Source organism: Kitasatospora sp. NPDC094015, assembly GCF_040304075.1.
Taxonomy (GTDB): domain Bacteria; phylum Actinomycetota; class Actinomycetes; order Streptomycetales; family Streptomycetaceae; genus Kitasatospora.
The window spans coordinates 281,391-305,046 of the sequence record NZ_JBEOUL010000006.1 but is presented as its reverse complement, the minus strand read 5'-3'; the positions used below and the strand labels follow the sequence as shown (position 1 = coordinate 305,046).

The following is a 23,656-nucleotide window of genomic DNA, read 5'->3' as shown; positions in this document are numbered from 1 at the left end:
CCCCGACGGGAGAGGATGGACCCATGGCCCCGATCCATGTGCTGCACGGGCAGCCGACCCCCGAGGAGCTGGCCACCGTCCTGGCGGTGGTCTCAGCCCGGGCCGCCGCCGCGCAGGCCGCCGCAGAGGCGGCCCGCCGGACGGACGGCCCGGCCTCCCCGTGGCAGGACCACGCCCGCCGGGTCCGCCCGGTGCTGCGCCCCGGCGCGCACGCCTGGCGCACCTCCGGCTGGGCGCGCTGACCGAATGAACCGAAGGCCCCCGCGAGGGGGCCTTCGGCCGTTCCGGGCTCAGGCCTCGGCGGGGACCAGCTCCTCGGCCGGGGCGGGGGTGGCGGCGGCCGACCGCCGGCCCAGCACGGTGCCGAGCGCGAAGCTGCCAGGACCGGCGAAGGCGAGCAGCAGGAAGATCCAGCAGTACAGCGCGGCGCTCTCGCCGCCGTTCTGGATCGGGAAGAGCGCCTGCTCCTGGTGGACGTCGAAGTACGCGAAGGCCATCGAGCCGGAGCAGAGCAGCGCGGCCACCCGTGAGCCGAGGCCGACCAGCACCAGGCTGCCCGCGACCAGCTCGATCAGCCCGGCGTAGAACCCGGGCCAGGCCCAGGTGTCCACGGTGCCGCCGTCGCCGACCCCGCCGAGCACGCCGAACAGCTTGGCGGCGCCGTGGCAGACGAACAGCAGGGCGACCACGATCCTGAACACGCCGAGCACGTGCGGTCGGACGGCGTCGACGGTCTCGCGCGGGACGAACGGCATGGGACGACTCCTCGTTCTGGGGGGATGAGCCGGGGAACTCGACGGGGACGTGACAGGGACGTGACGGGGGGACCTGACGGGGATGCACCAGGGGTCCACTTAGGTTTGCCTAAGCTAACCTGGCGCCGCAATCCCGCCCGCGCGGAATTCACCCGTGCGTGACAAACCGTCACACCGCCGACACATCAAGTGACGCGCCCCGACCGGGAGTCCACCGCAGCGCCGGACCTGAGTACCCGTACTCAGGCGTCCGCCCCGCGCCGCGGCGCAAGCTGGTGATGTGCTCTGGTCAGACCCTCGCGACGAGCCCTCGCCCGAAGCCCGCCAGGTGCAGCGCATGCTGCGCCGGGCCGGACTGCTGCTGGGCGCCATCACCGTGCTGGCCGCGCTGCTGCTGATGTGGCAACGGGTCCCCTGACCGTCCTCCCGACCACTGCCCGGTCACCGCCCGCCAGGCCCTAGGCTGACCCCCATGACCGACCGCCGCACCCTGGTACTCGCCTCCGCCTCCCCCGCCCGGCTCGGGCTCCTGCGCCAGGCGGGTCTCGACCCGCGGGTCCAGGTGAGCGGGGTCGACGAGGACGCGCTCAGCGCCCCCACCCCCGCCGAACTCGCCCTGGTGCTGGCCGAGGCCAAGGCCACCGCGGTCGCCGCCACCCTGACCGGGGGCGAGCTGGTGATCGGCTGCGACTCGGTGCTGGAGCTGGACGGCCTGGCGCTCGGCAAGCCCGCCGACGCCGCCGAGGCGCTCCTGCGCTGGCAGTCGATGCGCGGGCGGGCCGGCGTGCTGCAGACCGGCCACTGCGTGATCGACACCGCGAACGGCCGGCGGGCGTCCGCCACCGCCTCGACCACGGTGCGGTTCGGCACCCCGGACGACGCCGAGGTCGCCGCCTACATCGCCAGCGGCGAACCCCTGCACGTGGCGGGCGCGTTCACCCTGGACGGCCGCTCGGCGCCGTTCGTCGAGGGCATCGACGGCGACCCGGGCAACGTGATCGGTCTGTCGCTGCCGCTGCTGCGCACGCTGCTCGCCGAGCTCGACGTGCGGATCACCGACCTCTGGGTCTGACCCCCTGCCCTCGGGGATCCGGCCGCGGGATCAGCCGGTCGGCGGCGCGTACCGGGCGAGGAAGGCCTGCACGTCCGGCAGCGCACCGTCGGCCAGCAGCGCCGCGCCGTGGTTGGCGCCCGGGTAGATCTTGAGCTGCTTGTCGGCCGAGACCGCCGCCGCGTGCAGGCTCCGCGCATCCGCCGGGAAGGTGCCGTCGTGCTCCTCGGCGGCGAAGAACACCGGCGTGGCGAGCCGCTTGACCGCGATGGCCGCGTTGTCCCCGCCGAACGACTCCGGGCCGCTCAGCGAGACCACGGCGACCACCGGCACCGCCAGTCCGGGCAGCGCGCCGGCCACCAGCGAGCCGGTGCCGCCCTTGGAGGCGCCGATCAGCACCAGCCGGTTCACGCCCTTGGTCTTCAGGTACCCGGCCACCGACTCGATCCCGGTGGCGACGTCCCCGTTGGCGGTGAAGGGCAGCACCGCGTAGCCGGCCCGGGTGAAGCCGTCCAGGTAGGGCACCCAGTCGCAGAGGCTGCCGCCGTTCTGGTGCGAGAACACGATCGCGACCCCGGCGCCGCCCGCGTCGGAGTCCCGGTAGTACCCGTCGACGCTGCTGATGTCACTCGGTACGGTGATCGCGCCCTTGGCGCCCTGCTCCGCGGTCAGGCAGCCGTAGGTGACCACCGAGGCGCTCGGCACCGGGGCGGCCTCGCCCGCCGCGCCGCCCGTACCGCCGCCGGCGCCGCCGTCCGGGCCGCACCCGACCAGCAGCAGCGCGAGCGCCGCCGACACCGGCATGAACCAGCCGATCCGCTTCATCTCTCCCCCGTGGACGTGCCGTTCGGCCACCTGCGGGCCGTGCGCCGCACGCTAGGGACCGGGCCGGGGACCGTCAATGGTCTGGACCATTACGGTTGAGGCACGACCGATCCGGAGTGCCGCGCTCCGATTCGCCGTTGCGGATCCGGACAGAACCGGCCGCGCACATCTGTCGCAGTGACCCACCGCCCCCGGGCCGCCCGCGCCGCTAGGCTGGCGCAGCCGTCCGACCGGAAAGGAGGCCCGGGGATGACCGACAGCGTGCTGAACGTGGTGCTCGGCCTGGTGGCCACGGCCATCAGCGCAGGTCTCGGCTGGCTCGCGCAGTCCCTGCGGCGCCGGCGCCGGCTCGGCCGGATCCGGGCGTTCTTCGGGATGCCCGCCGGCACCGAGTGCCTGCTGGTGGTGAACCACCATGCCGGTTCGGAGAGTTCCAAGAGCGTGTCGCGGCACGACGTGTACGCGCTGATGGAGCTGTCCGCGCTGGTCAAGGAGTGCGGCGCGCAGGCCGAGATCGTGGTGCACGACCAGGTCCGACAGGGGCTCGGCAACAAGGCGGAGTTCTGCCTCGGCGGCCCGGCCAGCAACGCCCGCACCTCGGCCCACCTGGCCTCCTGGCTGCCGGGCCTCGAGTTCGCGATACAGAACCCGGACGGGCCGTACGGCGACACCACCATCACGGTGGGCGGCCAGGAGTTCGCGTACGTGCACCCGGACGCCGCGCCCGAGGGGCAGACGTACGTGCTGCTCGCCCGGCTGCACCCGCGCCCGGGCAGCCGCCCGGTGTTCCTGATCGCCGGCCAGACCGCCACCTCGAACCACGCGGCGGTGCGCCACCTGGTGGCCAACCACCGCGCGCTGGCCCGCCGGCACGGGGTCGACGGCACCTTCGCGCTCGTCCTGAAGGTGGTCAACGCCCGGGCCTACGGGCCCGACGTGGTCGAGCTCGCCGCCGACGTGACCGCCGCGGCCACCGCCAGGACGTCCCCGGTGGCCGCCTGACCGCCCTCATGTGGCCAAGACCACACCCTCCACCGCGCGGCTCGAGCCGCCCGCGGGCCCGGCTCGACGGGCGCGCGTAACGTCGCCACCAGCGAGGTGTCCCGCTCCGTGACCGGATGATCACGAGGGTGCGTCACGCTCCGCGTGGGCTAGCTCACCACCTGGGGCTACTCGCCGGTACGACCCTGCAATCCCTAGACTCAACGAGGTTCAAGAAGGGAGCCACAGTGCGCAAGGTGCTCATCGCCAACCGCGGAGAAATCGCCGTCCGGGTCGCCCGGGCCTGCCGGGACTCCGGTATCGCCAGCGTCGCCGTGTACGCCGAGCCGGACCGGGACGCGCTGCACGTCCGCGCGGCCGACGAGGCCTACGCGCTCGGCGGCGACACCCCGGCCACCAGCTACCTGGACATCGCCAAGGTGCTCAAGGCCGCCGCGGACTCGGGTGCGGACGCCGTCCACCCCGGCTACGGCTTCCTGTCGGAGAACGCCGAGTTCGCCCAGGCCGTGCTGGACGCCGGGCTGACCTGGATCGGCCCGCCCCCGCAGGCCATCCGCGACCTCGGTGACAAGGTCACCGCCCGGCACGTCGCCCAGCGCGCCGGCGCGCCGCTGGTCGCCGGCACCGCGGACCCGGTCGACGGCGCCGACGAGGTCGTCGCGTTCGCCCGGGAGCACGGCCTGCCGGTCGCCATCAAGGCGGCCTTCGGCGGTGGCGGCCGCGGCCTCAAGGTCGCCCGCACGCTGGAGGAGATCCCGGAGCTGTTCGACTCCGCGGTCCGCGAGGCGGTCGCCGCCTTCGGGCGCGGCGAGTGCTTCGTCGAGCAGTACCTGGACAACCCGCGGCACGTCGAGACCCAGTGCCTGGCCGACAGCCACGGCAACGTGGTGGTCGTCTCCACCCGTGACTGCTCGCTGCAGCGCCGCCACCAGAAGCTGGTCGAGGAGGCCCCCGCGCCGTTCCTGACCGCCGAGCAGAACGCCGAGCTGTACCGGGCGTCCAAGGCGATCCTGCGCGAGGCCGGCTACGTCGGCGCCGGCACCTGCGAGTTCCTGGTCTCCCAGGACGGGCTGATCTCCTTCCTGGAGGTCAACACCCGCCTGCAGGTCGAGCACCCGGTCTCCGAGGAGGTCACCGGCCTCGACCTGGTCCGCGAGATGTTCCGGATCGCGGACGGCGAGGAGCTCGGCTACGACGACCCGGAGGTCCGCGGTCACTCGATCGAGTTCCGGATCAACGGCGAGGACCCGGGCCGGGGCTTCCTGCCGGCCCCGGGCAGCGTCACGCTGTTCGCCCCGCCGTCCGGCCCGGGCGTGCGGCTGGACGCGGGCGTGGAGACCGGCTCGGTCATCGGCCCCGCCTGGGACTCGCTGCTGGCCAAGCTGATCATCACCGGCGCCACCCGCAAGCAGGCGCTGCAGCGCGCCGCCCGCGCGCTGTCGGAGTTCAAGGTGGAGGGCATGGCCACGGCCATCCCGTTCCACCAGGTGGTCGTCACCGACCCGGCGTTCGCGCCCGAGGTGCACGGCAGCGACGAGCCGTTCACGGTCTTCACCCGCTGGATCGAGACCGAGTTCGACAACACCATCCCGGCCTTCACCGGTGCGGGCGCGGACGCCGACGAGGCGGACCAGCGGGAGACCGTGGTGGTCGAGGTCGGCGGCAAGCGGATCGAGGTCTCGCTGCCCTCCTCGCTGGGCGTCTCCACCGTCCCGGCCGCGGGCGGCGCCGCGACCAAGACCAAGCGCCGTGCGGGCGCCAAGAAGGCGGGCTCCGCGGTCAGCGGTGACACGCTGGCCTCGCCGATGCAGGGCACCATCGTCAAGGTCGCCGTGACGGAGGGCCAGACGGTCGCCGAGGGCGAGCTGATCGTCGTCCTGGAGGCGATGAAGATGGAGCAGCCGCTCAACGCGCACAAGGCCGGCACCATCGTCGGCCTGAAGGCCGAGGTCGGCGCGAGCGTCAGCAGCGGCGCCGCGCTCTGCGAGATCAAGGACTGACACCGGATCCGGTCCGGGAACCGGTCCGTGCGCCCTCGGGGGGTGCGCGGACCGGTTCTTCCTTTTGTGCCGGTTTCGCGTCAGTGACTGACGAGGTCACGACAGAGACTCAGCGGTGTGACGAGTGCGTGGTACTCGTCGGTATTCGGTGATGGGGATTCCGATACCCGGACGTAGCCGCTAGTTTGCCCGAATCGCGTGATTCCGTCCCCACATCCCTCCGGCAGCAGTGGCCGAGGGTCCGGGTTCGCGCGGGAAAGGCAGTACCTCCTCATGAGCGCGGACACCACCCAGCGCACCAGGACCGGCCCCGAGGCCGCCGACGGCAACCCCGACGGCAACCTGCAGGCCGGGCTCAAGAACCGCCACCTGTCGATGATCGCCATCGGCGGCGTGATCGGCGCCGGCCTCTTCGTGGGCTCCGGCGCGGGCATCGCCGCCACCGGCCCCGGCATCCTGCTCTCGTACGCCCTGGCCGGGGTGCTGGTCGTGATGGTCATGCGGATGCTCGGCGAGATGGCCGCGGCCGACCCGCAGAGCGGTTCGTTCTCCGCGTACGCGGACCGGGCGCTGGGCCGCTGGGCCGGCTTCTCGATCGGGTGGCTCTACTGGTTCTTCTGGGTGGTGGTGCTGGCCGTGGAGGCCACCGCCGGCGCGAAGATCCTCAACAGCTGGGTGCCCGGGGTCCCGCAGTGGGCCTTCGCCCTGCTGGTGATGGCGGTGCTGACCGCCACCAACCTGTTCTCGGTCGCCTCCTACGGCGAGTTCGAGTTCTGGTTCGCCGGCATCAAGGTGGTGGCGATCGCCGCGTTCATCGTGATCGGCGTGCTGGCCGTGTTCGGCCTGCTGCCCGGCACCGACGCGGTCGGCACCGCCAACCTGACCGGCCACGGCGGCTTCCTGCCGCACGGGGTGGGCGCGGTCTTCACCGGCATGCTGACGGTGGTCTTCGCCTTCATGGGCAGCGAGATCGTCACCCTGGCCGCCGGCGAGTCGGCCGACCCGGAGCGTGCCGTCAGCAAGGCCACCAACAGCGTGATCTGGCGGATCGGGATCTTCTACCTGGGCTCGATCGCGATCGTGGTCACCCTGCTCCCGTGGGACTCGGCCGCCGTCAAGGGCAGCCCGTACGTGGCCGTGCTGGAGCACGTGGGCATCCCCGGCGCGGGCCGGGTGATGGACGTCATCGTGCTGACGGCCGTGCTGTCCTGCCTCAACTCGGGCCTGTACACGGCCTCCCGGATGGCCTTCTCGCTCGGCCGCCGGGGCGATGCGCCGGCCGCCTTCGCCAAGGTGAGCAGCCGGGGCGTGCCCACCGTGGCGATCCTGTCCTCGGTGGTCTTCGGCTTCGTCGCGGTGTTCTTCAACTACACCTCGCCGAACACCGTGTTCCAGTTCCTGCTGAACTCCTCGGGCGCGGTGGCGCTCTTCGTCTGGCTGGTGATCTGCTTCTCCCAGCTGCGGATGCGCAAGATCATCGAGCGTGAGTCGCCCGAGCGGCTGACCGTGCGGATGTGGCTGTTCCCGTACCTGACCTGGGCCACCATCGGCCTGATCGGCTTCGTGGTGGTCTACATGTTCACCGACCCGGACGGCCGGGTGCAGATGTACCTGTCCCTGGCGGCCGCGGCCGTGGTGCTGGCCGCGGCGCCGATCGTGCAGCGGCGCCGGGCCGGCCGGGCCCTGGCCGCGGAGGCGGCCCGGACCTCCTGACCACCGGGTGGCCCCCGACGGGCCCCGGGCCGCGGCGATCGTCAGCGGACCCGGGGCCCGCCCAGTTCGGCGAGGCGGGTGGGCAGCTGGCCCGGCGGGCCGCTGTGCGCGCCCGGGCGGCGCTGACCGGGCAGCGGGGCGCCGCCCGGTGGCGGGGCGACCCGGCGCGGGACACCCGGGCCGCCGACCGGTGGCTGGTGCCGCTCCGGCCCGCCGTGCGCCGCCGGCTCGGCCGGCAGGCCCAGCGGCGCCACCGAGATCCGCACCCCGCAGTCGGCCAGCGCGCCCAACTCGCAGGCGGTGGCGTCCTCGGCGGCGGACTGCTCGTCGGTGACCAGGTGGGTGATCGCCTCGGTCGGCACCGTCTGGAACATGGTGTCGGCCCCGAGCTTGGTGTGGTCGGCGAGCACGATCACCTCGGCGGCGGCCTGGACCAGGGCGCGGTCCACGCTGGCGGAGAGCATGTTGGTGGTGGACAGGCCGCGCTCGGCGGTGAGCCCGCTGCCGGAGATGAAGGCCTTGGAGACCCGCAGCCCGTGCAGGGACTGCTCGGCCCCACTGCCCACCAGGGCGTAGTTGGAGCCCCGCAGGGTGCCACCGGTCATCACCACCTCCACCCGGTTGGCGTGCGCGAGCGCCTGGGCGACCAGCAGGGAGTTGGTGACCACCGTCAGGCCCGGCACCCGGGCCAGCCGGCGGGCCAGCTCCTGCGTGGTGGTGCCGGCGCCGACCACCACGGCGTCGCCCTCCTCGACCAGGCCGGCGGCCAGGTCGGCGATGGCGCTCTTCTCGGCGGCGGCGAGGTGGGTCTTCTGGGGATAGCCGGGCTCCCGGCTGAAGCCGCCGGGGAGCACCGCGCCGCCGTGCCGGCGGTCGAGCAGCCCTTCGGCCTCCAGCGCCCGGACGTCCCTGCGGACGGTGACTTCGGAGGTCTGGACGACGCGGGCCAACTCCCGGAGCGAGACCGCTCCGTTGGCGCGCACCATCTCAAGGATCAACTGGCGACGTTCTGCTGCAAACACAGAACCGACGGTAACTGAATGACCGTCTGCTTTCAGGCGTTTGCAGCTGGTAGCGGGAAATGCTCACCTCGGCCCAGCGCGCGACCGTACAATGCGCGCCGCTGTCCGCCGGTGCACGCGCTCCACCGCGCGGGTGGGGCGGCCCGGGAACGGCAGAGGCGGCCGCCACCGGCGACCGCCCCAACTGGACTGCCAGGGTCAGGAGTCCGCATCCTCGCGCTTGCGGATGTGCAGCTGGCGGGCGGCCTCGGCGGTGGAGCCGGACAGCGACGGGTAGACCGTGAACGCGCTGGCCACCTGTTCGACCGTCAAGTTGTTGTCCACCGCGAGCGAGATCGAGTGGATCAGCTCGCTGGCGCGCGGGGAGACCACCACGCCGCCGACCACGATGCCGGTGCCCGGGCGGCAGAACAGCTTCACGAAGCCGTCCCGGATGCCCTGCATCTTGGCCCGCGGGTTGCCCCGCAGCGGCAGCTTGATCTCGACCGCGTCCATCTTGCCGCAGGCCACGTCGGCCGCGGTGTAGCCGACGGTGGCGATCTCCGGGTCGGTGAAGACGTTGGAGGCCACGGTCTTCAGGTTGAGCGGCTGCACCGCGTCGCCGAGCGCGTGGTACATCGCGATCCGGCCCTGCATGGCGGCGACCGAGGCGAGCATGAAGACGCCGGTGCAGTCGCCCGCCGCGTACACGCCCGGGGCGGTGGTCCGGGAGACCCGGTCGACCTTGATCTGGCCCCAGTCGTTGAGCGTGACGCCGGCCTGCTCCAGGCCCATGTCCGCGGTGTTGGGGATCGAGCCGACCGCCATCAGGCAGTGCGTGCCGGTGATCACCCGGCCGTCGGCGAGGGTCACCTCGACGTGGTCGTCGCCGCCCTCCTCGCCCGCGCCGCCCCCGGCCGGGGAACCGGCCGTCGCGCCGGCCGTCGCGCCGGTGCGCGTGGAGACCCGCTTGACCGTCTCCGCGCGGGAGCGGCTCATCACGTTCATGCCGCGGCGGCGGAAGACCTCCTCCAGCACCTCGGCGGCGTCCGGGTCCTCGCCGGGCAGCACCCGGTCGCGCGAGGAGACCAGGGTGACCTTCGAGCCGAGCGCCTGGTACGCGCCGGCGAACTCGGCGCCGGTGACGCCGGAGCCGACCACGACCAGCTCCCGGGGCAGCTCCTCCAGGTCGTACACCTGGGTCCAGGTGAGGATCCGCTCGCCGTCCGGCAGCGCGTCCGGCAGCTCGCGCGGCCGCACGCCGGTGGCGATCAGCACGGCGTCGGCGCGCAGCGTCTCGGTGCTGCCGTCCTCGCGGTCGACCAGCACCTCGCGGGAGCCGTCCACGCCCTGGCCGTCGGCGCCGAGCCGGCCCTTGCCGCGCAGCACGGTGACCCCGGCCCGGGTGACCGCCTGGGTGATGTCGTGGGACTGCGCGATCGCCAGCCGCTTCACCCGTCGGTTGACCTTGCCGAGGTCGACGCCGACCACCCGGGCCGCGCGCTCCAGCGGCGGGGTGTCGTCGGCGACGATGATGCCGAGCTCCTCGTAGGAGCTGTCGAAGGTGGTCATCACCTCGGCGGTGGCGATCAGCGTCTTGGACGGGACGCAGTCCGTGAGCACCGCCGATCCGCCCAGGCCGTCGCGGTCGACGACGGTCACCTCCGCGCCGAGCTGGGCGGCCACCAGGGCCGCCTCGTATCCGCCGGGTCCGCCACCGATGATCACGATCCGAGTCACGTGCTCCATTGTCCTTCATGCCGGAACCTGCGCCACGCCGGGGGCGTTGATTCTGCCCGGCCCGCGGCGGATGTGATGGTGAACACTCCCCGGCCCGGAGGCCGGGTCGATCTCCCGTAGGCTGACGCCATGTCGCTCTACGCCGCGTACGCCACGAATCTCGATGCCCGGCAGATGAGCCGGCGCGCCCCGCACTCCCCGCTGCGCGGCACCGGCTGGCTGACCGGCTGGCGGCTCACCTTCGGCGGCGAGCACCTCGGCTGGGAGGGTTCGCTGGCCACCGTGGTGGAGGACGAGAAGGACCAGGTCTTCGTCTCGCTCTACGACGTGGCGCCGATGGACGAGGAGGGCCTCGACCGCTGGGAGGGCGTCCAGCTCGGCATCTACCGCAAGATCCGGCTGCGCGCGCAGACCCTGGACGGCGAGGTGCCGGTCTGGACGTACGTGCTCAACGACTACGAGGGCGGGCTGCCCGCGGCGCGCTACCTCGGGCTGGTGGCGGACGCCGCCGAGAGCGCCGGGGCGCCGGACGACTACGTGTCGGACCTGCGGCGCCGCCCCTGCTGAGGCGGGCCGGGCGCGCTGCCCGCGGTGGGTCGGGTTCCCGGCCGACGGCCGCCGGGAGCTCCTGCCGGGACCGGTCCGCGACCGGGCGGTCACGGGAGGCCACCGGGCGTCGGAGATTGCTCCAGGCACGAGCGGCGCATTCCGGCCCCGACCTGTTGTTTCGGGTCAACCGGGTAACAATCCGGCAAGCCTTGGCGCGTTGGTCTACGCGCGTAGGCGAATGGCGACTATTCTCGCCTCCGTGAACGAATCTCCTCAGTCGGTCGTCTCCGCCGACCCCTACGCCGCCGCCCAGGACGCCGCCGAGCGCCTGCGCGAGCTGACCGGTGCCGAGCGCCACGACGTCGCCCTGGTGATGGGCTCCGGCTGGGTGCCGGCCGCCGACGCGCTGGGTGAGACCGTGGCCGAGTTCCCGGTCACCGACCTCCCCGGCTTCCCCGCCCCCTCGGTGGCCGGCCACGCCGGCAAGATCCGCTCGGTCCGCGTCCCGGGCGCCGACGGCGGCGAGAAGCGCGCGCTGGTCTTCCTCGGCCGCAACCACTACTACGAGGGCCACGGCGTGGCCACCGTGGTCCACGGTGTGCGCACCGCCGCCGCCGCCGGCTGCGAGACCATCGTGCTCACCAACGGCTGCGGCGGCCTGCGCCAGGGCTGGGTGCCCGGCCAGCCGGTGCTGATCAGCGACCACATCAACCTGACGGCGGACTCGCCGATCGTGGGCGCCAACTTCGTCGACCTCACGGACCTCTACTCCAAGCGGCTGCGCGAGCTCTGCCGCGAGGTGGACCCGAGCCTGGACGAGGCCGTCTACGTGCAGTTCCGCGGCCCGCACTACGAGACCCCGGCCGAGGTCAACATGGCCCGGGTGATCGGTGGCGAGCTGGTCGGCATGTCGACCACGCTGGAGGCCATCGCGGCCCGCGAGGCGGGCGCCGAGGTGCTCGGCATCTCGCTGGTCACCAACCTGGCCGCGGGCATGACCGGCGAGCCGCTGAACCACGCCGAGGTGCTCGAGGCCGGCAAGGCCTCGGCCGAGCGGATGGGCGCGCTGCTGGGGAAGGTCCTTGAGCGGATCTGATCGTCCGCTGACGCAGAATCAGTAGGCAGGGGCCGTCGGACCGATGTCGGATGACAGATTTCACTATCTGTCATCCGACATCGGTCCGACGGCCCCCCCTTCACATCAACCCCAGAGGAGCTGGCAAGCCATGCCTCAGGCCCCCACCACCGATCTCCTCGCCCGAGCCCGGACCTGGCTCGCCGAGGACCCCGACCCGCAGACCCGCGAGGAGCTCGCCGCGCTGCTGGCCGCCGCCGAGGGTCCCGCCGCCGAGTCGGGCGAGCGCATCGCCTGGTCCCGGCTGAGCGAGCGGTTCGCCGACCGCCTCCAGTTCGGCACCGCCGGCCTGCGCGGCGAGCTCGGGGCCGGCCCGATGCGGATGAACCGCGCCGTGGTGATCCGGGCCGCCGCAGGCCTGGCCGCCTACGTCCGCAAGGAGAAGCTCGGCGACCTGGTGGTGATCGGCTACGACGCGCGCCACAAGTCGTACGACTTCGCCGTCGACACCGCTGCCGTGGTGGTGGGCGCCGGCCTGCGCGCCGCCCTGCTGCCCCGCGCGCTGCCCACACCCGTGCTGGCCTTCGCCATCCGCCACCTCGGCGCCGCCGCCGGTGTCACCGTCACCGCCAGCCACAACCCGCCGCAGGACAACGGCTACAAGGTCTACCTGGGCGACGGCTCGCAGATCGTGCCGCCTGCCGACATCGACATCGCCGCCGAGATCGACGCCATCGACTCGCTCGCCGACGTCCCGCGCGCCGAGTCCGGCTGGGACGTGCTCGGCGAGGACGTCATCGACGCCTACCTCGCCCGCGCCGTCTCGATCCTGGACCCGAGCAGCCCGCGCGCGCTCGACGTGGTCTACACCCCGATGCACGGCGTCGGCCGGGACGTCCTGGTGGCAGCCTTCGAGCGGGCCGGCTTCCCGACCCCGACCGTGGTCGCCGAGCAGGGCGACCCGGACCCGGACTTCCCCACCGTGGCCTTCCCCAACCCGGAGGAGCCGGGCGCGATGGACCTCGCGTTCCGCACCGCCGCCGAGGCCCGCCCCGACATCGTGATCGCCAACGACCCCGACGCCGACCGCTGCGCCGTCGCCGTGCCCGAGCGGGGCAACGGCGGCTGGCGGATGCTGCACGGCGACGACGTGGGCGCACTGCTCGGCTCGGCCCTGGTCGCCAAGCGGGCCACCGGCACGTTCGCCACCACGATCGTCTCCTCCACCCTGCTGGGCCGGATCGCCGAGGCCGCCGGCCTCGGCTACGCGGAGACGCTGACCGGCTTCAAGTGGATCGCCCGCGCCGAGGGCCTGCGGTACGGCTACGAGGAGGCGCTCGGCTACTGCGTGGACCCGAACGGGGTCCGCGACAAGGACGGCATCACCGCCGCCCTGCTGGTCGCCGAGCTGGCCGCCACCCTCAAGCGCAGCGGCCGCACGGTCACGGACCTGCTGGACGACCTGGCGCTGGAGCACGGCCTGCACGCCACCGACCAGCTCTCCGTCCGGGTCGACGACCTCTCGGTGATCAGCGACGCGATGCAGCGCCTGCGCGAGCAGCCGCCGACCGTCCTGGCCGGCCTCCAGGTCACCCGCGCCGACGACCTCAGCGCCGGCTCCGCCGAGCTGCCGCCCACCGACGGCCTGCGCTACTACCTGGCCGGCGACGCCGTCCGCTCCGCCCGGATCGTGGTCCGGCCCTCCGGCACCGAGCCCAAGCTCAAGTGCTACCTGGAGGTCGTGCTCCCGGTGGCCTCCGCCGCCGAGCTGGCCGACACCCGCCGCGCCGCCGCCGCGCTGCTCGACTCCGTCAAGCGCGACCTGGCCGCCGCCGCGGGCATCTGACCGGCCCGACCACGGGGACGGCCACGCCCGCTCCCCCGCGCCCCGAGGGCGTCCACCCGGCACCTGCCGCCGGGCGGACGCCCTCCGCCGTACCTGCCGCTGCCGCAGCGGGACCGCCCTGGCCCGCACGCGCGAGGGTCCAAGGACCGGGTCCGGGAAGTCCCTTCACCCGCCACCGCCGCCGCGCCTAACCTGCCACCCGACCCACCGGCGAGCCGGCGCGGCGACGGACGGGCGGACCCACAGGCGGACGGACGGAAGAGGCCGGATGACCAGCACCCTGCGCACGCGGACCCTGCACCTCCCGGACGCCGCCGCCCCGCCCACCGCCGGCCCGCTCCCGCTCCCTGCACGGCCTCGGGGCCGCCGTCGAGGCGCCGGACGCCGACCCGGCGACGGCCGCGCGGATGGCGTACGGCCGACCGGCCACCCTGCTCCCGTACACCGGCCAGGGCCGCTACGACCGCAGCCGCGGCCCGCGCGACCTGCCCGCCGTGGAGCTGGAGAACGAGGAGCTCACCGCCGTCTTCCTGCCGGGCCTGGGCGGCCGGCTGTGGTCGCTGCGGCACCGGCCGTCGGGGCGCGAACTGCTGCACCGCAACCCGGCGTTGCAGCCGGCCGACCTGGCGCTGCGGGGTGCCTGGTTCGCCGGCGGGGTGGAGTGGAACCTGGGCGCCACCGGCCACCACCCGCTCACCTGCGAACCCCTGCACGCCGTCCGCACCGAGCGCGCCGACGGCACGCCGGTGCTGCGGATGTACGAGTTCGAGCGGATGCGCCGCCTGGTGCTGCAACTGGACGCCTGGCTGCCCGCCGGATCGCCGCTGCTGCACGTCCAGGTCACCGTGCACAACCCGGGCCCGGAGCCGGTGCCGGTGTACTGGTGGTCCAACGCCGCCGTCCCCGAGCAGGACGGCGGCCGGGTGCTGGCCCCGGCCGAGGCCGCGTACCACCTCGACCGCACCGGCCGGCTGCGACGGGTCCCGTTCCCGGGCGAGCAGCGCCCCGACCCCAGCCGGCCGGCCGAACTTCCCCACGCGGCCGACCACTTCTTCGAGCTGCCGGACTCCCTCGACCGGCCGTGGATCGCCGCGCTCGGCCCGGACGGCAGCGGGCTGGTCCAGCTGTCCACCGGCCGGCTGCGCGGCCGCAAGCTGTTCCGCTGGGGCAACGGTCCGGGCGGGCGGCGCTGGCAGGAGTGGCTCGGCGGCCCCGGCGCCCGCTACCTGGAGATCCAGGCGGGCCTGGCCACCACCCAGCTGGAACACCTGCCGCTGCCGGGCGGCACCGCCTGGAGCTGGACCGAGGGCTACGGGCTGCTGACCGCCGATCCGGCCCCCGCCAACGGCGACGCGATCAGGGGTGACCGGGCCGACGCCCGGCAGGACGGCTGGGCCGCCACCGTCCGGGGCGACTGGGCCGACGCCGTCCGCGCGGTCGGCGACCGGGTGGCCGCACTGGCACTGGACACCGCCGCGACCCCGGCCGGCGCCCCCGTCGAGCTGCTGGCCCACGGCTCCGGCTGGGGCGGGCTGGAACAGCTGGCGGGTGCGCTGCCCGACCTCCCCGGCCTGCCCTTCCCGGCTCCCGGTGACGAACAGCGGCCCTGGGAACGGTTGCTGGCGAGCGGCACGCTCCCGGCCTGCGACCCGCCCGCGCCGCCCGTGCTCGGCGGGCACTGGCAACTGCGGCTGGCCGGCGCCGAGGACTGGCACGGGCTGCTCCACCTCGGCCTGCTGGAGCTGGCCGCCGGCCGGCCGGAGGCGGCCGAGCAGGCCTGGCGGCGCTCGCTCGACGCCGTCCGGACCCCCTGGGCGCTGCGGCACCTCGGCGAACTCGCCCGGCTCGCCGGACGGCCCGAGCAGGCCGCCGAACTCCTCACCGAGGCCCACCGGTTGCTCCCCGACCTGGTCGAGCTCACGGTCGAGGCGCTCGGCGCCCTGCTCGACGCCGGCCGGCCCGCGACGGCCTCGGCCCTGGCGGACGGCCTGCCGGCGGAGCAGCGCGGACTCGGCCGGGTGCGCCTGCTGGCGGCCCGGGCGGCGCTGGCCGCCGGCGAGGTCGACCGTGCCCGGCAGCTGGTGGACGAGGGCATCGAGCCGGCCGACCTGCGGGAGGGCGAGGACGCGCTGGACGTGCTCTGGTTCGACGTGCACGAGGCCGTGCTGGCGGCGGGCGGCGCGGTCACCGACCAGGTGCGGGCGCAGGCCCGCGAGCGCTTCCCGCTGCCGCGCCGCTACGACTTCCGGATGCACGGCTGAGCCGCCCGGCCGCGAACGGCGGTGGGCCCCCTCGGCCGGAGCGGTCGAGGGGGCCCACCAGGAGATACGGCGGGTACCCGCCAGGGCTACGGCCCCGGTTCGCCGGGCTCAGCCCGCGACGATCAGCGCCACCAGCGCGATCAGACCGGCCAGGGTCGGGGCGATGATCCACCAGCACCAGCGGACGGCGACCTCGCCGGCGGCGTCGGGGCGGCCCGCGTTGCGCTCGGCCAGCTCCTGGAGCGAGTCGACCACCTGGTCGGACCAGGCGCGGGTCGGGTCCGGGTCACCCGCGCGGGCGGCCCGGGCGGCCAGCGGGTTGGCGGTGCGGCCGCCGGTGGAGCGCGGGTGGCCCCCGGAGATCACCGGATCGCCGGCCGCCGCGGCCCGGGCGGCCTGCCGGTTGGCCCGCTTGCGCTGGCGCAGCGAGACCGGGACGGCCCACACCTGGTACTTGTTGCCGCTCGCGAACAGCTCGACCGAGTACCCGGCGCGCAGGCCCTCGACCGTCGCCCAGGGGGCTTCGACGGTGCGCAGCGGGTTGCGGACCAGCAGCCGGCGCTCGTTCGCGTAGACCACCGGCCGCAGCGTGTAGGCGATCACCGGGAAGACGAAGACCGGGGCCGCGGCGAGCGCGATCCACGGGGTCCTGCCGGTGCCGGAGACCACCGCGTCGATGATCAGCCAGGCGGCCACGGCGAGCAGCATGACGCCGGAGATGATGCCGGGGACGGATCGGTAGGCCCGGTCGGCGTACTGCGGCTCGGGGGCGGCGGAGCCCTGGTCGGGCTGGCCGGCGGATTCGGTCATGGGGACGATTCTGCACCATGGGTGCCACGGATCCCTAGGGTCGCAGCGGCCCGGATCTGCGGGTTCGCGGCGGGCCCGGAGCCGCCGGCCCGGGTGGCCGCCGGGCGCGGCGGACTCGGGCGGTGCCGCGGACTCGGGCGGTGCCGCGGACCGTCAGGCGGTACGGCGGCGCAGCGTGGCCGCGCCGAGGCCGAGGGCGAGCAGGGTGGCCCCGGCGATGACGGCCAGGTCCACCAGGACGGCGGAGCCGACCCCGGCCGTTGCGGTGAGCCGGGTCATCGCGTCCACCGCGTAGGAGAGCGGCAGCACGTCGGAGGCCCAGCGCAGCCCGGTGGCCATCGAGTCGCGGGGCGCGAACAGTCCGCACAGCAGCAGCTGCGGCAGCAGGACGGCGGGCAGGAACTGCACCGCCTGGAACTCGGTGGCGGCGAAGGCCGAGACCAGCAGGCCCAGCGCCATGCCGAGCAGCCCGTCGCCGACCGCGACCGCGAAGAGCAGCCAGGTCGGCCCGGCGACCCGGACCCCGAGCGGGCCGAGGGCGAGCGCCGAGGCCAGCACGGCCTGGACGAGGGCGACGGCGCCGAACGCCAGGCCGTACCCGAGCAGCAGGTCGAGCCGGCCGAGCGGCATGGTGAGCAGGCGTTCCAGGGTGCCGGTGGTGCGCTCGCGGAGCATCGCGACCGAGGTGACCAGGAACATCACCAGCAGCGGGAAGATGCCGAGCAGGGCCGGGCCGATCCGGTCGAAGGCGCCCGGCTGCCCGTCGAACATGTACTTCAGGAGGGTGAGCAGCACGCACGGCACCACCAGCAGCATGGCGATGGTGCGGGGGTCGTGGCGCAGCTGGGTGAGGACCCGGCGGGCGGTGGCGAGGGTGCGCCGGAGGTTCATCGGACGGTCTCCACGGGTGCCGCCCGGACCAGGCTGAGGAAGGCGGCGTCGATGTCGGTCGCCCCGGTGGCCCGGAGCAGTTCGGCGGGGGTGTCGTGGGCGAGCAGCCGGCCCTCGCGCATCAGCAGCAGGCGGTCGCAGCGGGTGGCCTCGTCCATCACGTGGCTGGACACCAGCAGGGTGGCGCCTTGGTCGGCGAGGTCGCGGAAGAGCCGCCAGAGGTCCTGCCGCAGCACCGGGTCGAGGCCGACCGTGGGCTCGTCGAGGATCAGCAGCTCGGGGGCGCCGAGCAGGGCGGCGGCGAGCGAGACCCGGGCCCGCTGGCCGCCGGAGAGCCGGTCGGCGCGGTCGTCCCGGTGCCCGTCCAGGCCGACCTGGGCGATCACCCGGTCCGGGTCGCCGGCGGGCGCGCCGAGCACGGCGGCGAAGTACCGGAGGTTCTCGGCCACGGTGAGGTCGCTGTAGACGGACGGCGCCTGGGTCACGTAGCCGACCCGGTCGCGCAGCCCGGCGCTGCCGGCGGGGAGGCCGAGCACCTCGACCACCCCGCCGCTGATCCGCTGCACCCCGACCACCGAGCGCAGCAGGGTGGTCTTGCCGCAGCCGCTCGGCCCGAGCAGTCCGGTGATCGACCCGCGCGGGACGTCGAGGTCGAGCCCGTGCAGCACGGTGTGCCCGCCGCGGCGGACGGTGAGGCCGTCGACCCGGATCGCCGGGCCTTCGGCCGCCAAGGAATTCATCATGTGATGAGTTTTGCCTGCCGGCGACGGGCCGTCAAGGGACGGCGCCGAAATCGGCTGTCCCCCGCACCCCGTCGAGCGGCTACCGTGCGGCCGCCGGCCGCGCCGAGCGCGCCACGCCGAGCAGGCCACGACCACCGGGAGCGACCATGACCGGCACACCCGGGCGGGCGCCCGCCCCGCCGTACGGATCAGGCCCTGGGCCGCGGGCGATCTGGCCCTGCTGCGCAGCGTCAACACCCCGGCGATGAAGCAGCACCTCGGCGGCCCGGAGACCGCGGAGCAGCTCCTGCTCCGCCACCGCCGCTACCTCGGCTTCGTGGCGGCCGGCACCGGCCGGATGTTCGCCGTCCTGCTCGGCCCGGAACTGCTGCCGGTCGGCACGATCGGCTACGCGGAACGCGCGTGGCGCGGCGAGCTCGGGTACGAGATGGGGTGGAACGTGCTGCCCCCGTTCCAGGGCCGGGGCATCGCGGGCGCCGCCGTCACCGCGGCGATCACCCGGGCCCGCGCCGAACGGACCCACCCCCACCTGCGGGCCTTCCCGTCCGTCGACAACCCGACGTCCAACGCCCTGTGCCGCACGACCGGCTTCACCCGCATCGCCGAGTGCGACTTCGAATTCCCCCCGGGCACCCTGATGCGAAGCAACGAATGGCGCCTGGACCTCACCTGACCGGCCCCCCGGGGGGCGCCCTACCCCGCCAGATACCCCTGCACCGTCCGGGCCAGCAGCGGGGCAAGGTCCGCGGGCGCGGCGGACGCGAGCGGCTCCACCCCGATCACGTACCGCGCCATGGCCAGCCCGACGATCTGGGACATCATCAGCTCCAGCCGCAACTCCGCCTGCGGGATCCCCAGTTCGGCGGCGGCCGGCCCGACCAGCTCGCTCACCATGAAGCCGCGCATCAGCTGCGCGACCTGCTCGTTGGTGGCAGCGGTCCGCAGCAGTGCGAGCATCCGCTCCCGCACCTCCGGCTGCTCCCAGAGCCCGAGGACGAAGGCGGCGACCCGCTCCCCCACCGTGGCCCGGTCACCGGCCAGCACCTGCCCGACCACCACCCGGGGGTCGATCGGCACCTCCAGCGCGGCCAGGAACAGGCGGTCCTTGGTCCCGAAGTAGTGGTGCAGCAGGGCCGCGTCCACACCGGCGGCCCGGCCGATGGCCCGCATGCTCGCCTTCTCGTAGCCGCGCGCGGCGAACTCCGCGCGGGCCGCCTCCAGCACCGTGCGGCGGGTGTCAGCACCGCCGGGGCGCCGCCCGGTCTTCTTGCGGGCGGCTGGGGGCGGCGGCTGCTCGGCGGAGGTCACCCGATCATTGTCACCGGCCCGGCCCGCGACCGGTCCGCCGGCCGGAGCCACCACACGAGCGGAGAGGGCAGGATTCGAACCTGCGAAGGCGGGCAAAACCACCCGACCAGAGCCAGAGCCCCGGCCCCCGATCAACCACTCCGGGCACCTCTCCCGACACACCGACACACCGGCACCACCCGGCACACCGCGCGGAGAGGGCAGGATTCGAACCTGCGAAGGCGGGCAGAACCACCCGACCGGAGCCAGAGCCCCGGCCCCCGATCAACCACTCCGGGCACCTCTCCTCGTGTTCGGCCCGGACTCCCGCGCCGCTCACGGGAGAAACATTGCCACCCCGGCCTGACCGCCCCCTGACCGTCCACTGACGCCCCGGCGCTCCCACCCGCCCACACCCGCCCACACCCGCCGCACCCGCCCCACCCCGGGCCCGCACGGCATCCCCCCGACGCCCCCACGCCTTCCGGACAGATCTCGGTCCCGCATCGAAAGGCACTGCCCCTAGCGCATGACTACGCGCGTAGATATGCTGGTCTGGTGACTATGTCCACTCTTGCAGCCAATGCCCTCCCCCAGCCTGGCGGCGGGGAGATGCCCCCGGGCGCTGCGGGCAGCGGTCTCGCAGACGTCGCCGCGTCCGAGGCATCGCTCCGCCGCTTCCTGCACGGCCTGCCCGGTGTCGACCAGGTCGGCCTGGAAGCCCGCGCCGCCTCCCTCGGCACCCGGTCGATCAAGGCCACGGCCAAGGCCCGCGCCATCGATCTGGCCATCTCCATGATCGACCTGACCACGCTGGAAGGCGCGGACACGGTCGGCAAGGTGCGCTCGCTCTGCATCAAGGGCCGCAACCCCGACCCCAGCGACCCGAGCACCCCGCAGGTGGCCGCGATCTGCGTCTATCCGGACATGGTCGCCACCGCGAAGGCCACCCTGGCCGGCACCCCGATCCAGGTCGCCTCGGTCGCCACCGCCTTTCCCGCGGGCCGCGCCGCCCTGCCGGTGAAGCTGGCCGACACGGCCGACGCGGTCGCCGCCGGTGCCGACGAGATCGACATGGTGATCGACCGCGGGGCCTTCCTCTCCGGCCGCTACCTGTCGGTCTTCGAGGAGATCGTCGCGGTCAAGGAGGCGTGCAAGCGCCCCGACGGCACCGCCGCCCACCTCAAGGTCATCTTCGAGACCGGCGAGCTGCAGACGTACGACAACGTGCGCCGCGTCTCCTGGCTGGCGATGCTGGCCGGCGCCGACTTCATCAAGACCTCCACCGGCAAGGTCGCGGTCAACGCGACGCCCCCGGTGACCCTGCTGATGCTGGAGGCGGTGCGCGACTTCCGCGCGGCCACCGGCGTGCAGATCGGCGTGAAGCCGGCCGGCGGCATCAAGACCACCAAGGACGCCATGAAGTACCTCGTCATGGTCAACGAGACCCTCGGCGACGACTGGCTGTCCCCGCACTGGTTCCGCTTCGGCGCCTCCAGCCTGCTCAACGACCTGCTGATGCAGCGTCAGAAGCTGACCACCGGCCGGTACTCCGGTCCCGACTACGTGACGGTGGACTGACCCTCATGGCCAAGAACAAGAAGATCGAAGAGCCCGTGGCAGCCACGACCGCATCCGGCCTGTTCGAGTACGCCCCGGCGCCGGAGTCCCCGGCCGCCGCCGGTGACATCGCCACCTCGTACGGCCACTTCATCGGCGGCGAGTTCGTCGACTCCAGCGGCAACGAGGCGCTGAAGACCGTCAACCCGGCCACCGAGCAGGTGCTCGCCGAGTTCGCGCACGGCACCGACGAGGACGTCGACCGGGCCGTCGCGGCGGCCCGCCGCGCCTTCGCCGACTGGTCCGCGCTGCCCGGCAGCGAGCGCGCCAAGTACCTGTTCCGGATCGCCCGGATCATCCAGGAGCGCTCCCGCGAGCTGGCGGTGCTGGAGTCGATCGACAACGGCAAGCCGATCCGCGAGACCCGCGACGTCGACCTCCCGCTGGTCGCCGCGCACTTCTTCTACTACGCGGGCTGGGCCGACAAGCTCGACTTCGCCGGCTACGGCGCCAACCCGCGCCCGCTGGGCGTGGCCGGCCAGGTCATCCCGTGGAACTTCCCGCTGCTGATGCTGGCGTGGAAGATCGCACCGGCGCTGGCCACCGGCAACACGGTCGTGCTCAAGCCGGCCGAGACCACCCCGCTGACCGCGCTGCGCTTCGCCGAGATCTGCCGCCAGGCGGGTCTGCCCAAGGGCGTCGTCAACATCGTCACCGGCGACGGCCGCACCGGCGCCGCGCTGACCGCCCACCCGGACGTCAACAAGGTGGCCTTCACCGGCTCCACCCCGGTCGGCCGGGCGATCGCCAAGCAGCTGGCGGGCAGCCGCAAGAAGCTGTCGCTGGAGCTCGGCGGCAAGGCCGCCAACATCGTCTTCGACGACGCGCCGATCGACCAGGCGGTCGAGGGCATCGTCAACGGCATCTTCTTCAACCAGGGCCACGTCTGCTGCGCGGGCTCGCGCCTGCTGGTCCAGGAGTCGATCCAGGACGAGCTGCTGGACGCGCTCAAGCGCCGGATGGACACCCTGCGGGTCGGCGACCCGCTGGACAAGAACACCGACATCGGCGCCATCAACTCGGCCGCGCAGCTGGCCCGGATCACCGAGCTGACCGCCGCCGGCGAGGCCGAGGGCGCCGAGCGCTGGTCGCCCTCCTGCGACCTGCCCGGCACCGGTTTCTGGTTCCGCCCGACCCTGTTCACCGGCGTCTCCCAGGCCCACCGGATCGCCCGCGAGGAGATCTTCGGCCCGGTCCTGTCGGTGCTGACCTTCCGCACCCCCGCCGAGGCGGTCGAGAAGGCCAACAACACCCCCTACGGCCTGTCGGCCGGCATCTGGACCGAGAAGGGCTCGCGGATCCTGTGGACCGCCTCCCGCCTGCGGGCCGGTGTGGTGTGGGCCAACACCTTCAACAAGTTCGACCCGACCTCGCCGTTCGGCGGCTACAAGGAGTCGGGCTACGGCCGCGAGGGTGGCCGGCACGGTCTGGAGGCCTACCTCGATGTCTGACATCTCCCTGCGTCTTGACGTCCTCAAGACCTACAAGCTGTACGTCGGCGGGAAGTTCCCGCGCTCCGAGAGCGGGCGGGTGTACGAGGTGACCGACAGCAAGGGCCAGTGGCTCGGCAACGCCCCGCTCGGTACCCGCAAGGACACCCGGGACGCCGTGCTGGCGGCCCGCGCCGCCGTCAAGGGCTGGTCCGGCGCCACCGCGTACAACCGCGGCCAGGTGCTGTACCGGGTCGCCGAGATGCTCCAGGGCCGCCGCGAGCAGTTCGCCGCCGAGGTGGCCGCCGCCGAGGGCGTCGCGGTCAAGAAGGCCGCCGCGCTGGTGGACGCCGCGATCGACCGCTGGGTCTGGTACGCGGGCTGGACCGACAAGATCGCCCAGATCGCGGGCGGCGCCAACCCGGTCGCCGGTCCGTTCTTCAACCTCTCCACCCCGGAGCCCAGCGGCGTCATCGGCGTCGTCGCCCCGCAGACCGGGTACGGGCACTCGCTGCTCGGCCTGGTCGAGGTGATCGCCCCGGCGATCGCCGCGGGCAACACCGTGGTGGTCGCGGCCGCCGCCGACGCCCCGATGCCGGCCCTCTCGCTCGGCGAGGTGCTGGCCACCTCGGACCTGCCCGGCGGCGTGGTCAACATCATCTCCGGGCGGACGGCGGACATCGCGCCGACCCTGGCGACCCACCAGGACATCAACGGGCTGGACCTCGCCGGCGCGATCGCCGCCGAAGGTCCCGGCGCGGCGGCGGCGCTGGAGGCCGGTGCCGCGGATACGCTGAAGCGAGTCGTCCGACCGGCGCTCGACCCGTCCGCGCAGGACTGGACCGCCGCGCCCGGCACCGAGCGGCTGCTGTCGTTCCTGGAGACCAAGACGGTCTGGCACCCGATGGGTATCTGACCCTGCGGGCCACCGGTACCGGCAGCCCGCAGGTAACAACTCCACAGACCGGCCGTCCCTTGTGCCCCTACCCCCCCGGGGGCCCGGACGTGCCGATGACGGACCCGCACCTCTCCCCCCCTGGTGCGGGTCCGTCCATGT

Annotated in this window: 22 protein-coding genes and 2 tRNA genes; 14 read left to right on the top strand and 10 right to left on the bottom strand. The window is 73.9% G+C overall.

The window, feature by feature from the left end; all coding sequences use genetic code 11:
• Nucleotides 1-23 precede the first annotated feature (23 nt).
• A complete protein-coding gene (locus ABT014_RS10890) occupies nucleotides 24-242 on the top strand; it encodes an acyl-CoA carboxylase subunit epsilon (protein WP_350638353.1) in 219 nt (72 codons plus the stop codon).
• 48 nt (nucleotides 243-290) lie between these two features.
• Here ABT014_RS10890 and ABT014_RS10885 read toward each other — a convergent pair whose 3' ends face one another.
• Nucleotides 291-755: a DoxX family protein gene (locus ABT014_RS10885; RefSeq protein ID WP_350638352.1), complete on the bottom strand. Its 465-nt coding sequence runs from the start codon at nucleotides 753-755 to the stop codon at nucleotides 291-293.
• 280 nt (nucleotides 756-1,035) lie between these two features.
• Between ABT014_RS10885 and mmpB the strand changes: the two genes are divergently transcribed.
• On the top strand, nucleotides 1,036-1,173 hold the full coding sequence (gene mmpB, locus ABT014_RS10880; protein ID WP_350638351.1) for a morphogenic membrane protein MmpB: 138 nt from the start codon (nucleotides 1,036-1,038) through the stop codon (nucleotides 1,171-1,173).
• 54 nt (nucleotides 1,174-1,227) lie between these two features.
• Nucleotides 1,228-1,827, top strand: a complete 600-nt coding sequence (locus tag ABT014_RS10875; RefSeq protein WP_350638350.1) for a nucleoside triphosphate pyrophosphatase — start codon at nucleotides 1,228-1,230, stop codon at nucleotides 1,825-1,827.
• A 30-nt stretch (nucleotides 1,828-1,857) separates the two neighbouring features.
• On the opposite strand, the gene ABT014_RS10870 is transcribed toward ABT014_RS10875, so the two are convergent.
• Entirely contained in the window at nucleotides 1,858-2,631 is a 774-nt protein-coding gene (locus tag ABT014_RS10870; RefSeq protein WP_350638349.1) for an alpha/beta hydrolase family protein, read from the bottom strand.
• Nucleotides 2,632-2,880: 249 nt separating this feature from the next.
• Here ABT014_RS10870 and ABT014_RS10865 point away from each other — a divergent pair, with 249 nt between their 5' ends.
• From ABT014_RS10865 to ABT014_RS10855, 3 genes are all read left to right on the top strand, one after another.
• On the top strand, nucleotides 2,881-3,633 hold the full coding sequence (locus tag ABT014_RS10865; RefSeq protein WP_350638348.1) for a hypothetical protein: 753 nt from the start codon (nucleotides 2,881-2,883) through the stop codon (nucleotides 3,631-3,633).
• Nucleotides 3,634-3,860: 227 nt separating this feature from the next.
• Nucleotides 3,861-5,633: an acetyl/propionyl/methylcrotonyl-CoA carboxylase subunit alpha gene (locus ABT014_RS10860; protein ID WP_350638347.1), complete on the top strand. Its 1,773-nt coding sequence runs from the start codon at nucleotides 3,861-3,863 to the stop codon at nucleotides 5,631-5,633.
• 273 nt (nucleotides 5,634-5,906) lie between these two features.
• Nucleotides 5,907-7,346 (top strand): amino acid permease, encoded by a 1,440-nt coding sequence (locus ABT014_RS10855; protein WP_350638346.1) that lies wholly within the window; start codon nucleotides 5,907-5,909, stop codon nucleotides 7,344-7,346.
• 41 nt (nucleotides 7,347-7,387) lie between these two features.
• Here the strand turns inward: ABT014_RS10855 and ABT014_RS10850 are convergent, their stop codons facing one another.
• Entirely contained in the window at nucleotides 7,388-8,332 is a 945-nt protein-coding gene (locus tag ABT014_RS10850) for a DeoR/GlpR family DNA-binding transcription regulator (protein ID WP_502894940.1), read from the bottom strand.
• A 234-nt stretch (nucleotides 8,333-8,566) separates the two neighbouring features.
• Entirely contained in the window at nucleotides 8,567-10,096 is a 1,530-nt protein-coding gene (locus ABT014_RS10845) for an NAD(P)H-quinone dehydrogenase (RefSeq protein WP_350638344.1), read from the bottom strand.
• 120 nt (nucleotides 10,097-10,216) lie between these two features.
• On the opposite strand from ABT014_RS10845, the gene ABT014_RS10840 reads away from it, so the two are divergent.
• The 4 genes from ABT014_RS10840 to ABT014_RS10825 all read left to right on the top strand — a co-directional run bounded on the left by ABT014_RS10840 (nucleotide 10,217) and on the right by ABT014_RS10825 (nucleotide 15,818).
• The gene (locus tag ABT014_RS10840; RefSeq protein WP_350638343.1) at nucleotides 10,217-10,654 is read left to right on the top strand and encodes a gamma-glutamylcyclotransferase family protein; all 438 of its coding nucleotides are present in this window, start codon (nucleotides 10,217-10,219) and stop codon (nucleotides 10,652-10,654) included.
• Between the two features lie 220 nt (nucleotides 10,655-10,874).
• Entirely contained in the window at nucleotides 10,875-11,732 is an 858-nt protein-coding gene (locus ABT014_RS10835) for a purine-nucleoside phosphorylase (protein ID WP_350638342.1), read from the top strand.
• 130 nt (nucleotides 11,733-11,862) lie between these two features.
• On the top strand, nucleotides 11,863-13,557 hold the full coding sequence (locus ABT014_RS10830; protein ID WP_350638341.1) for a phospho-sugar mutase: 1,695 nt from the start codon (nucleotides 11,863-11,865) through the stop codon (nucleotides 13,555-13,557).
• A gap of 407 nt (nucleotides 13,558-13,964) precedes the next feature.
• Nucleotides 13,965-15,818, top strand: a complete 1,854-nt coding sequence (locus ABT014_RS10825; protein ID WP_350638340.1) for a DUF5107 domain-containing protein — start codon at nucleotides 13,965-13,967, stop codon at nucleotides 15,816-15,818.
• Nucleotides 15,819-15,926: 108 nt separating this feature from the next.
• On the opposite strand, the gene ABT014_RS10820 is transcribed toward ABT014_RS10825, so the two are convergent.
• The 3 genes from ABT014_RS10820 to ABT014_RS10810 form a co-directional block, all read right to left on the bottom strand.
• Nucleotides 15,927-16,628, bottom strand: coding sequence for a PH domain-containing protein (locus tag ABT014_RS10820; protein ID WP_350638339.1), 702 nt, complete (start codon nucleotides 16,626-16,628; stop codon nucleotides 15,927-15,929).
• A gap of 153 nt (nucleotides 16,629-16,781) precedes the next feature.
• Complete coding sequence (locus tag ABT014_RS10815; RefSeq protein ID WP_350638338.1) at nucleotides 16,782-17,519, bottom strand: ABC transporter permease; 738 nt, start codon at nucleotides 17,517-17,519, stop codon at nucleotides 16,782-16,784.
• On the bottom strand, nucleotides 17,516-18,262 hold the full coding sequence (locus ABT014_RS10810; RefSeq protein ID WP_350638337.1) for an ABC transporter ATP-binding protein: 747 nt from the start codon (nucleotides 18,260-18,262) through the stop codon (nucleotides 17,516-17,518). Before ABT014_RS10810 ends, ABT014_RS10815 begins: the two co-directional genes overlap by 4 nt.
• A gap of 187 nt (nucleotides 18,263-18,449) precedes the next feature.
• On the opposite strand from ABT014_RS10810, the gene ABT014_RS10805 reads away from it, so the two are divergent.
• Nucleotides 18,450-18,935 (top strand): GNAT family N-acetyltransferase, encoded by a 486-nt coding sequence (locus ABT014_RS10805; RefSeq protein ID WP_350638394.1) that lies wholly within the window; start codon nucleotides 18,450-18,452, stop codon nucleotides 18,933-18,935.
• Between the two features lie 20 nt (nucleotides 18,936-18,955).
• Here the strand turns inward: ABT014_RS10805 and ABT014_RS10800 are convergent, their stop codons facing one another.
• The 3 genes from ABT014_RS10800 to ABT014_RS10790 all read right to left on the bottom strand — a co-directional run bounded on the left by ABT014_RS10800 (nucleotide 18,956) and on the right by ABT014_RS10790 (nucleotide 19,857).
• Complete coding sequence (locus ABT014_RS10800) at nucleotides 18,956-19,570, bottom strand: TetR/AcrR family transcriptional regulator (RefSeq protein ID WP_350638336.1); 615 nt, start codon at nucleotides 19,568-19,570, stop codon at nucleotides 18,956-18,958.
• 59 nt (nucleotides 19,571-19,629) lie between these two features.
• A tRNA-Gln gene (locus ABT014_RS10795) sits at nucleotides 19,630-19,724 on the bottom strand.
• Nucleotides 19,725-19,762: 38 nt separating this feature from the next.
• Nucleotides 19,763-19,857 (bottom strand) — tRNA-Gln (locus ABT014_RS10790).
• Nucleotides 19,858-20,161: 304 nt separating this feature from the next.
• Here ABT014_RS10790 and deoC point away from each other — a divergent pair.
• Genes deoC through ABT014_RS10775 form a run of 3 tightly spaced genes read left to right on the top strand, consistent with a single transcriptional unit; the run spans nucleotide 20,162 to nucleotide 23,515 of the window.
• Entirely contained in the window at nucleotides 20,162-21,130 is a 969-nt protein-coding gene (gene deoC / locus ABT014_RS10785; RefSeq protein WP_350638393.1) for a deoxyribose-phosphate aldolase, read from the top strand.
• A 5-nt stretch (nucleotides 21,131-21,135) separates the two neighbouring features.
• The gene (locus ABT014_RS10780; protein WP_350638335.1) at nucleotides 21,136-22,620 is read left to right on the top strand and encodes an aldehyde dehydrogenase family protein; all 1,485 of its coding nucleotides are present in this window, start codon (nucleotides 21,136-21,138) and stop codon (nucleotides 22,618-22,620) included.
• Complete coding sequence (locus tag ABT014_RS10775; protein ID WP_350638334.1) at nucleotides 22,613-23,515, top strand: aldehyde dehydrogenase family protein; 903 nt, start codon at nucleotides 22,613-22,615, stop codon at nucleotides 23,513-23,515. The genes ABT014_RS10780 and ABT014_RS10775 overlap by 8 nt, the downstream gene beginning before the upstream one ends.
• Nucleotides 23,516-23,656: the final 141 nt, after the last annotated feature.

Bases quoted from the DNA above. Each gene is read 5' to 3' on its own strand.
- ABT014_RS10775 (WP_350638334.1), top strand. From the start codon at position 22,613: ATGTCTGACATCTCCCTGCGTCTTGACGTCCTCAAGACCTACAAGCTG.
- ABT014_RS10780 (WP_350638335.1), top strand. From the start codon at position 21,136: ATGGCCAAGAACAAGAAGATCGAAGAGCCCGTGGCAGCCACGACCGCA.
- ABT014_RS10825 (WP_350638340.1), top strand. From the start codon at position 13,965: ATGGCGTACGGCCGACCGGCCACCCTGCTCCCGTACACCGGCCAGGGC.
- ABT014_RS10890 (WP_350638353.1), top strand. From the start codon at position 24: ATGGCCCCGATCCATGTGCTGCACGGGCAGCCGACCCCCGAGGAGCTG.
- ABT014_RS10845 (WP_350638344.1), bottom strand. From the start codon at position 10,096: ATGGAGCACGTGACTCGGATCGTGATCATCGGTGGCGGACCCGGCGGA.
- ABT014_RS10875 (WP_350638350.1), top strand. From the start codon at position 1,228: ATGACCGACCGCCGCACCCTGGTACTCGCCTCCGCCTCCCCCGCCCGG.
- ABT014_RS10870 (WP_350638349.1), bottom strand. From the start codon at position 2,631: ATGAAGCGGATCGGCTGGTTCATGCCGGTGTCGGCGGCGCTCGCGCTG.
- ABT014_RS10815 (WP_350638338.1), bottom strand. From the start codon at position 17,519: ATGAACCTCCGGCGCACCCTCGCCACCGCCCGCCGGGTCCTCACCCAG.
- ABT014_RS10865 (WP_350638348.1), top strand. From the start codon at position 2,881: ATGACCGACAGCGTGCTGAACGTGGTGCTCGGCCTGGTGGCCACGGCC.
- ABT014_RS10835 (WP_350638342.1), top strand. From the start codon at position 10,875: ATGGCGACTATTCTCGCCTCCGTGAACGAATCTCCTCAGTCGGTCGTC.
- ABT014_RS10840 (WP_350638343.1), top strand. From the start codon at position 10,217: ATGTCGCTCTACGCCGCGTACGCCACGAATCTCGATGCCCGGCAGATG.
- ABT014_RS10810 (WP_350638337.1), bottom strand. From the start codon at position 18,262: ATGATGAATTCCTTGGCGGCCGAAGGCCCGGCGATCCGGGTCGACGGC.
- ABT014_RS10830 (WP_350638341.1), top strand. From the start codon at position 11,863: ATGCCTCAGGCCCCCACCACCGATCTCCTCGCCCGAGCCCGGACCTGG.
- ABT014_RS10850 (WP_502894940.1), bottom strand. From the start codon at position 8,332: ATGGTGCGCGCCAACGGAGCGGTCTCGCTCCGGGAGTTGGCCCGCGTC.
- ABT014_RS10855 (WP_350638346.1), top strand. From the start codon at position 5,907: ATGAGCGCGGACACCACCCAGCGCACCAGGACCGGCCCCGAGGCCGCC.
- ABT014_RS10885 (WP_350638352.1), bottom strand. From the start codon at position 755: ATGCCGTTCGTCCCGCGCGAGACCGTCGACGCCGTCCGACCGCACGTG.
- ABT014_RS10820 (WP_350638339.1), bottom strand. From the start codon at position 16,628: ATGACCGAATCCGCCGGCCAGCCCGACCAGGGCTCCGCCGCCCCCGAG.
- deoC (WP_350638393.1), top strand. From the start codon at position 20,162: ATGCCCCCGGGCGCTGCGGGCAGCGGTCTCGCAGACGTCGCCGCGTCC.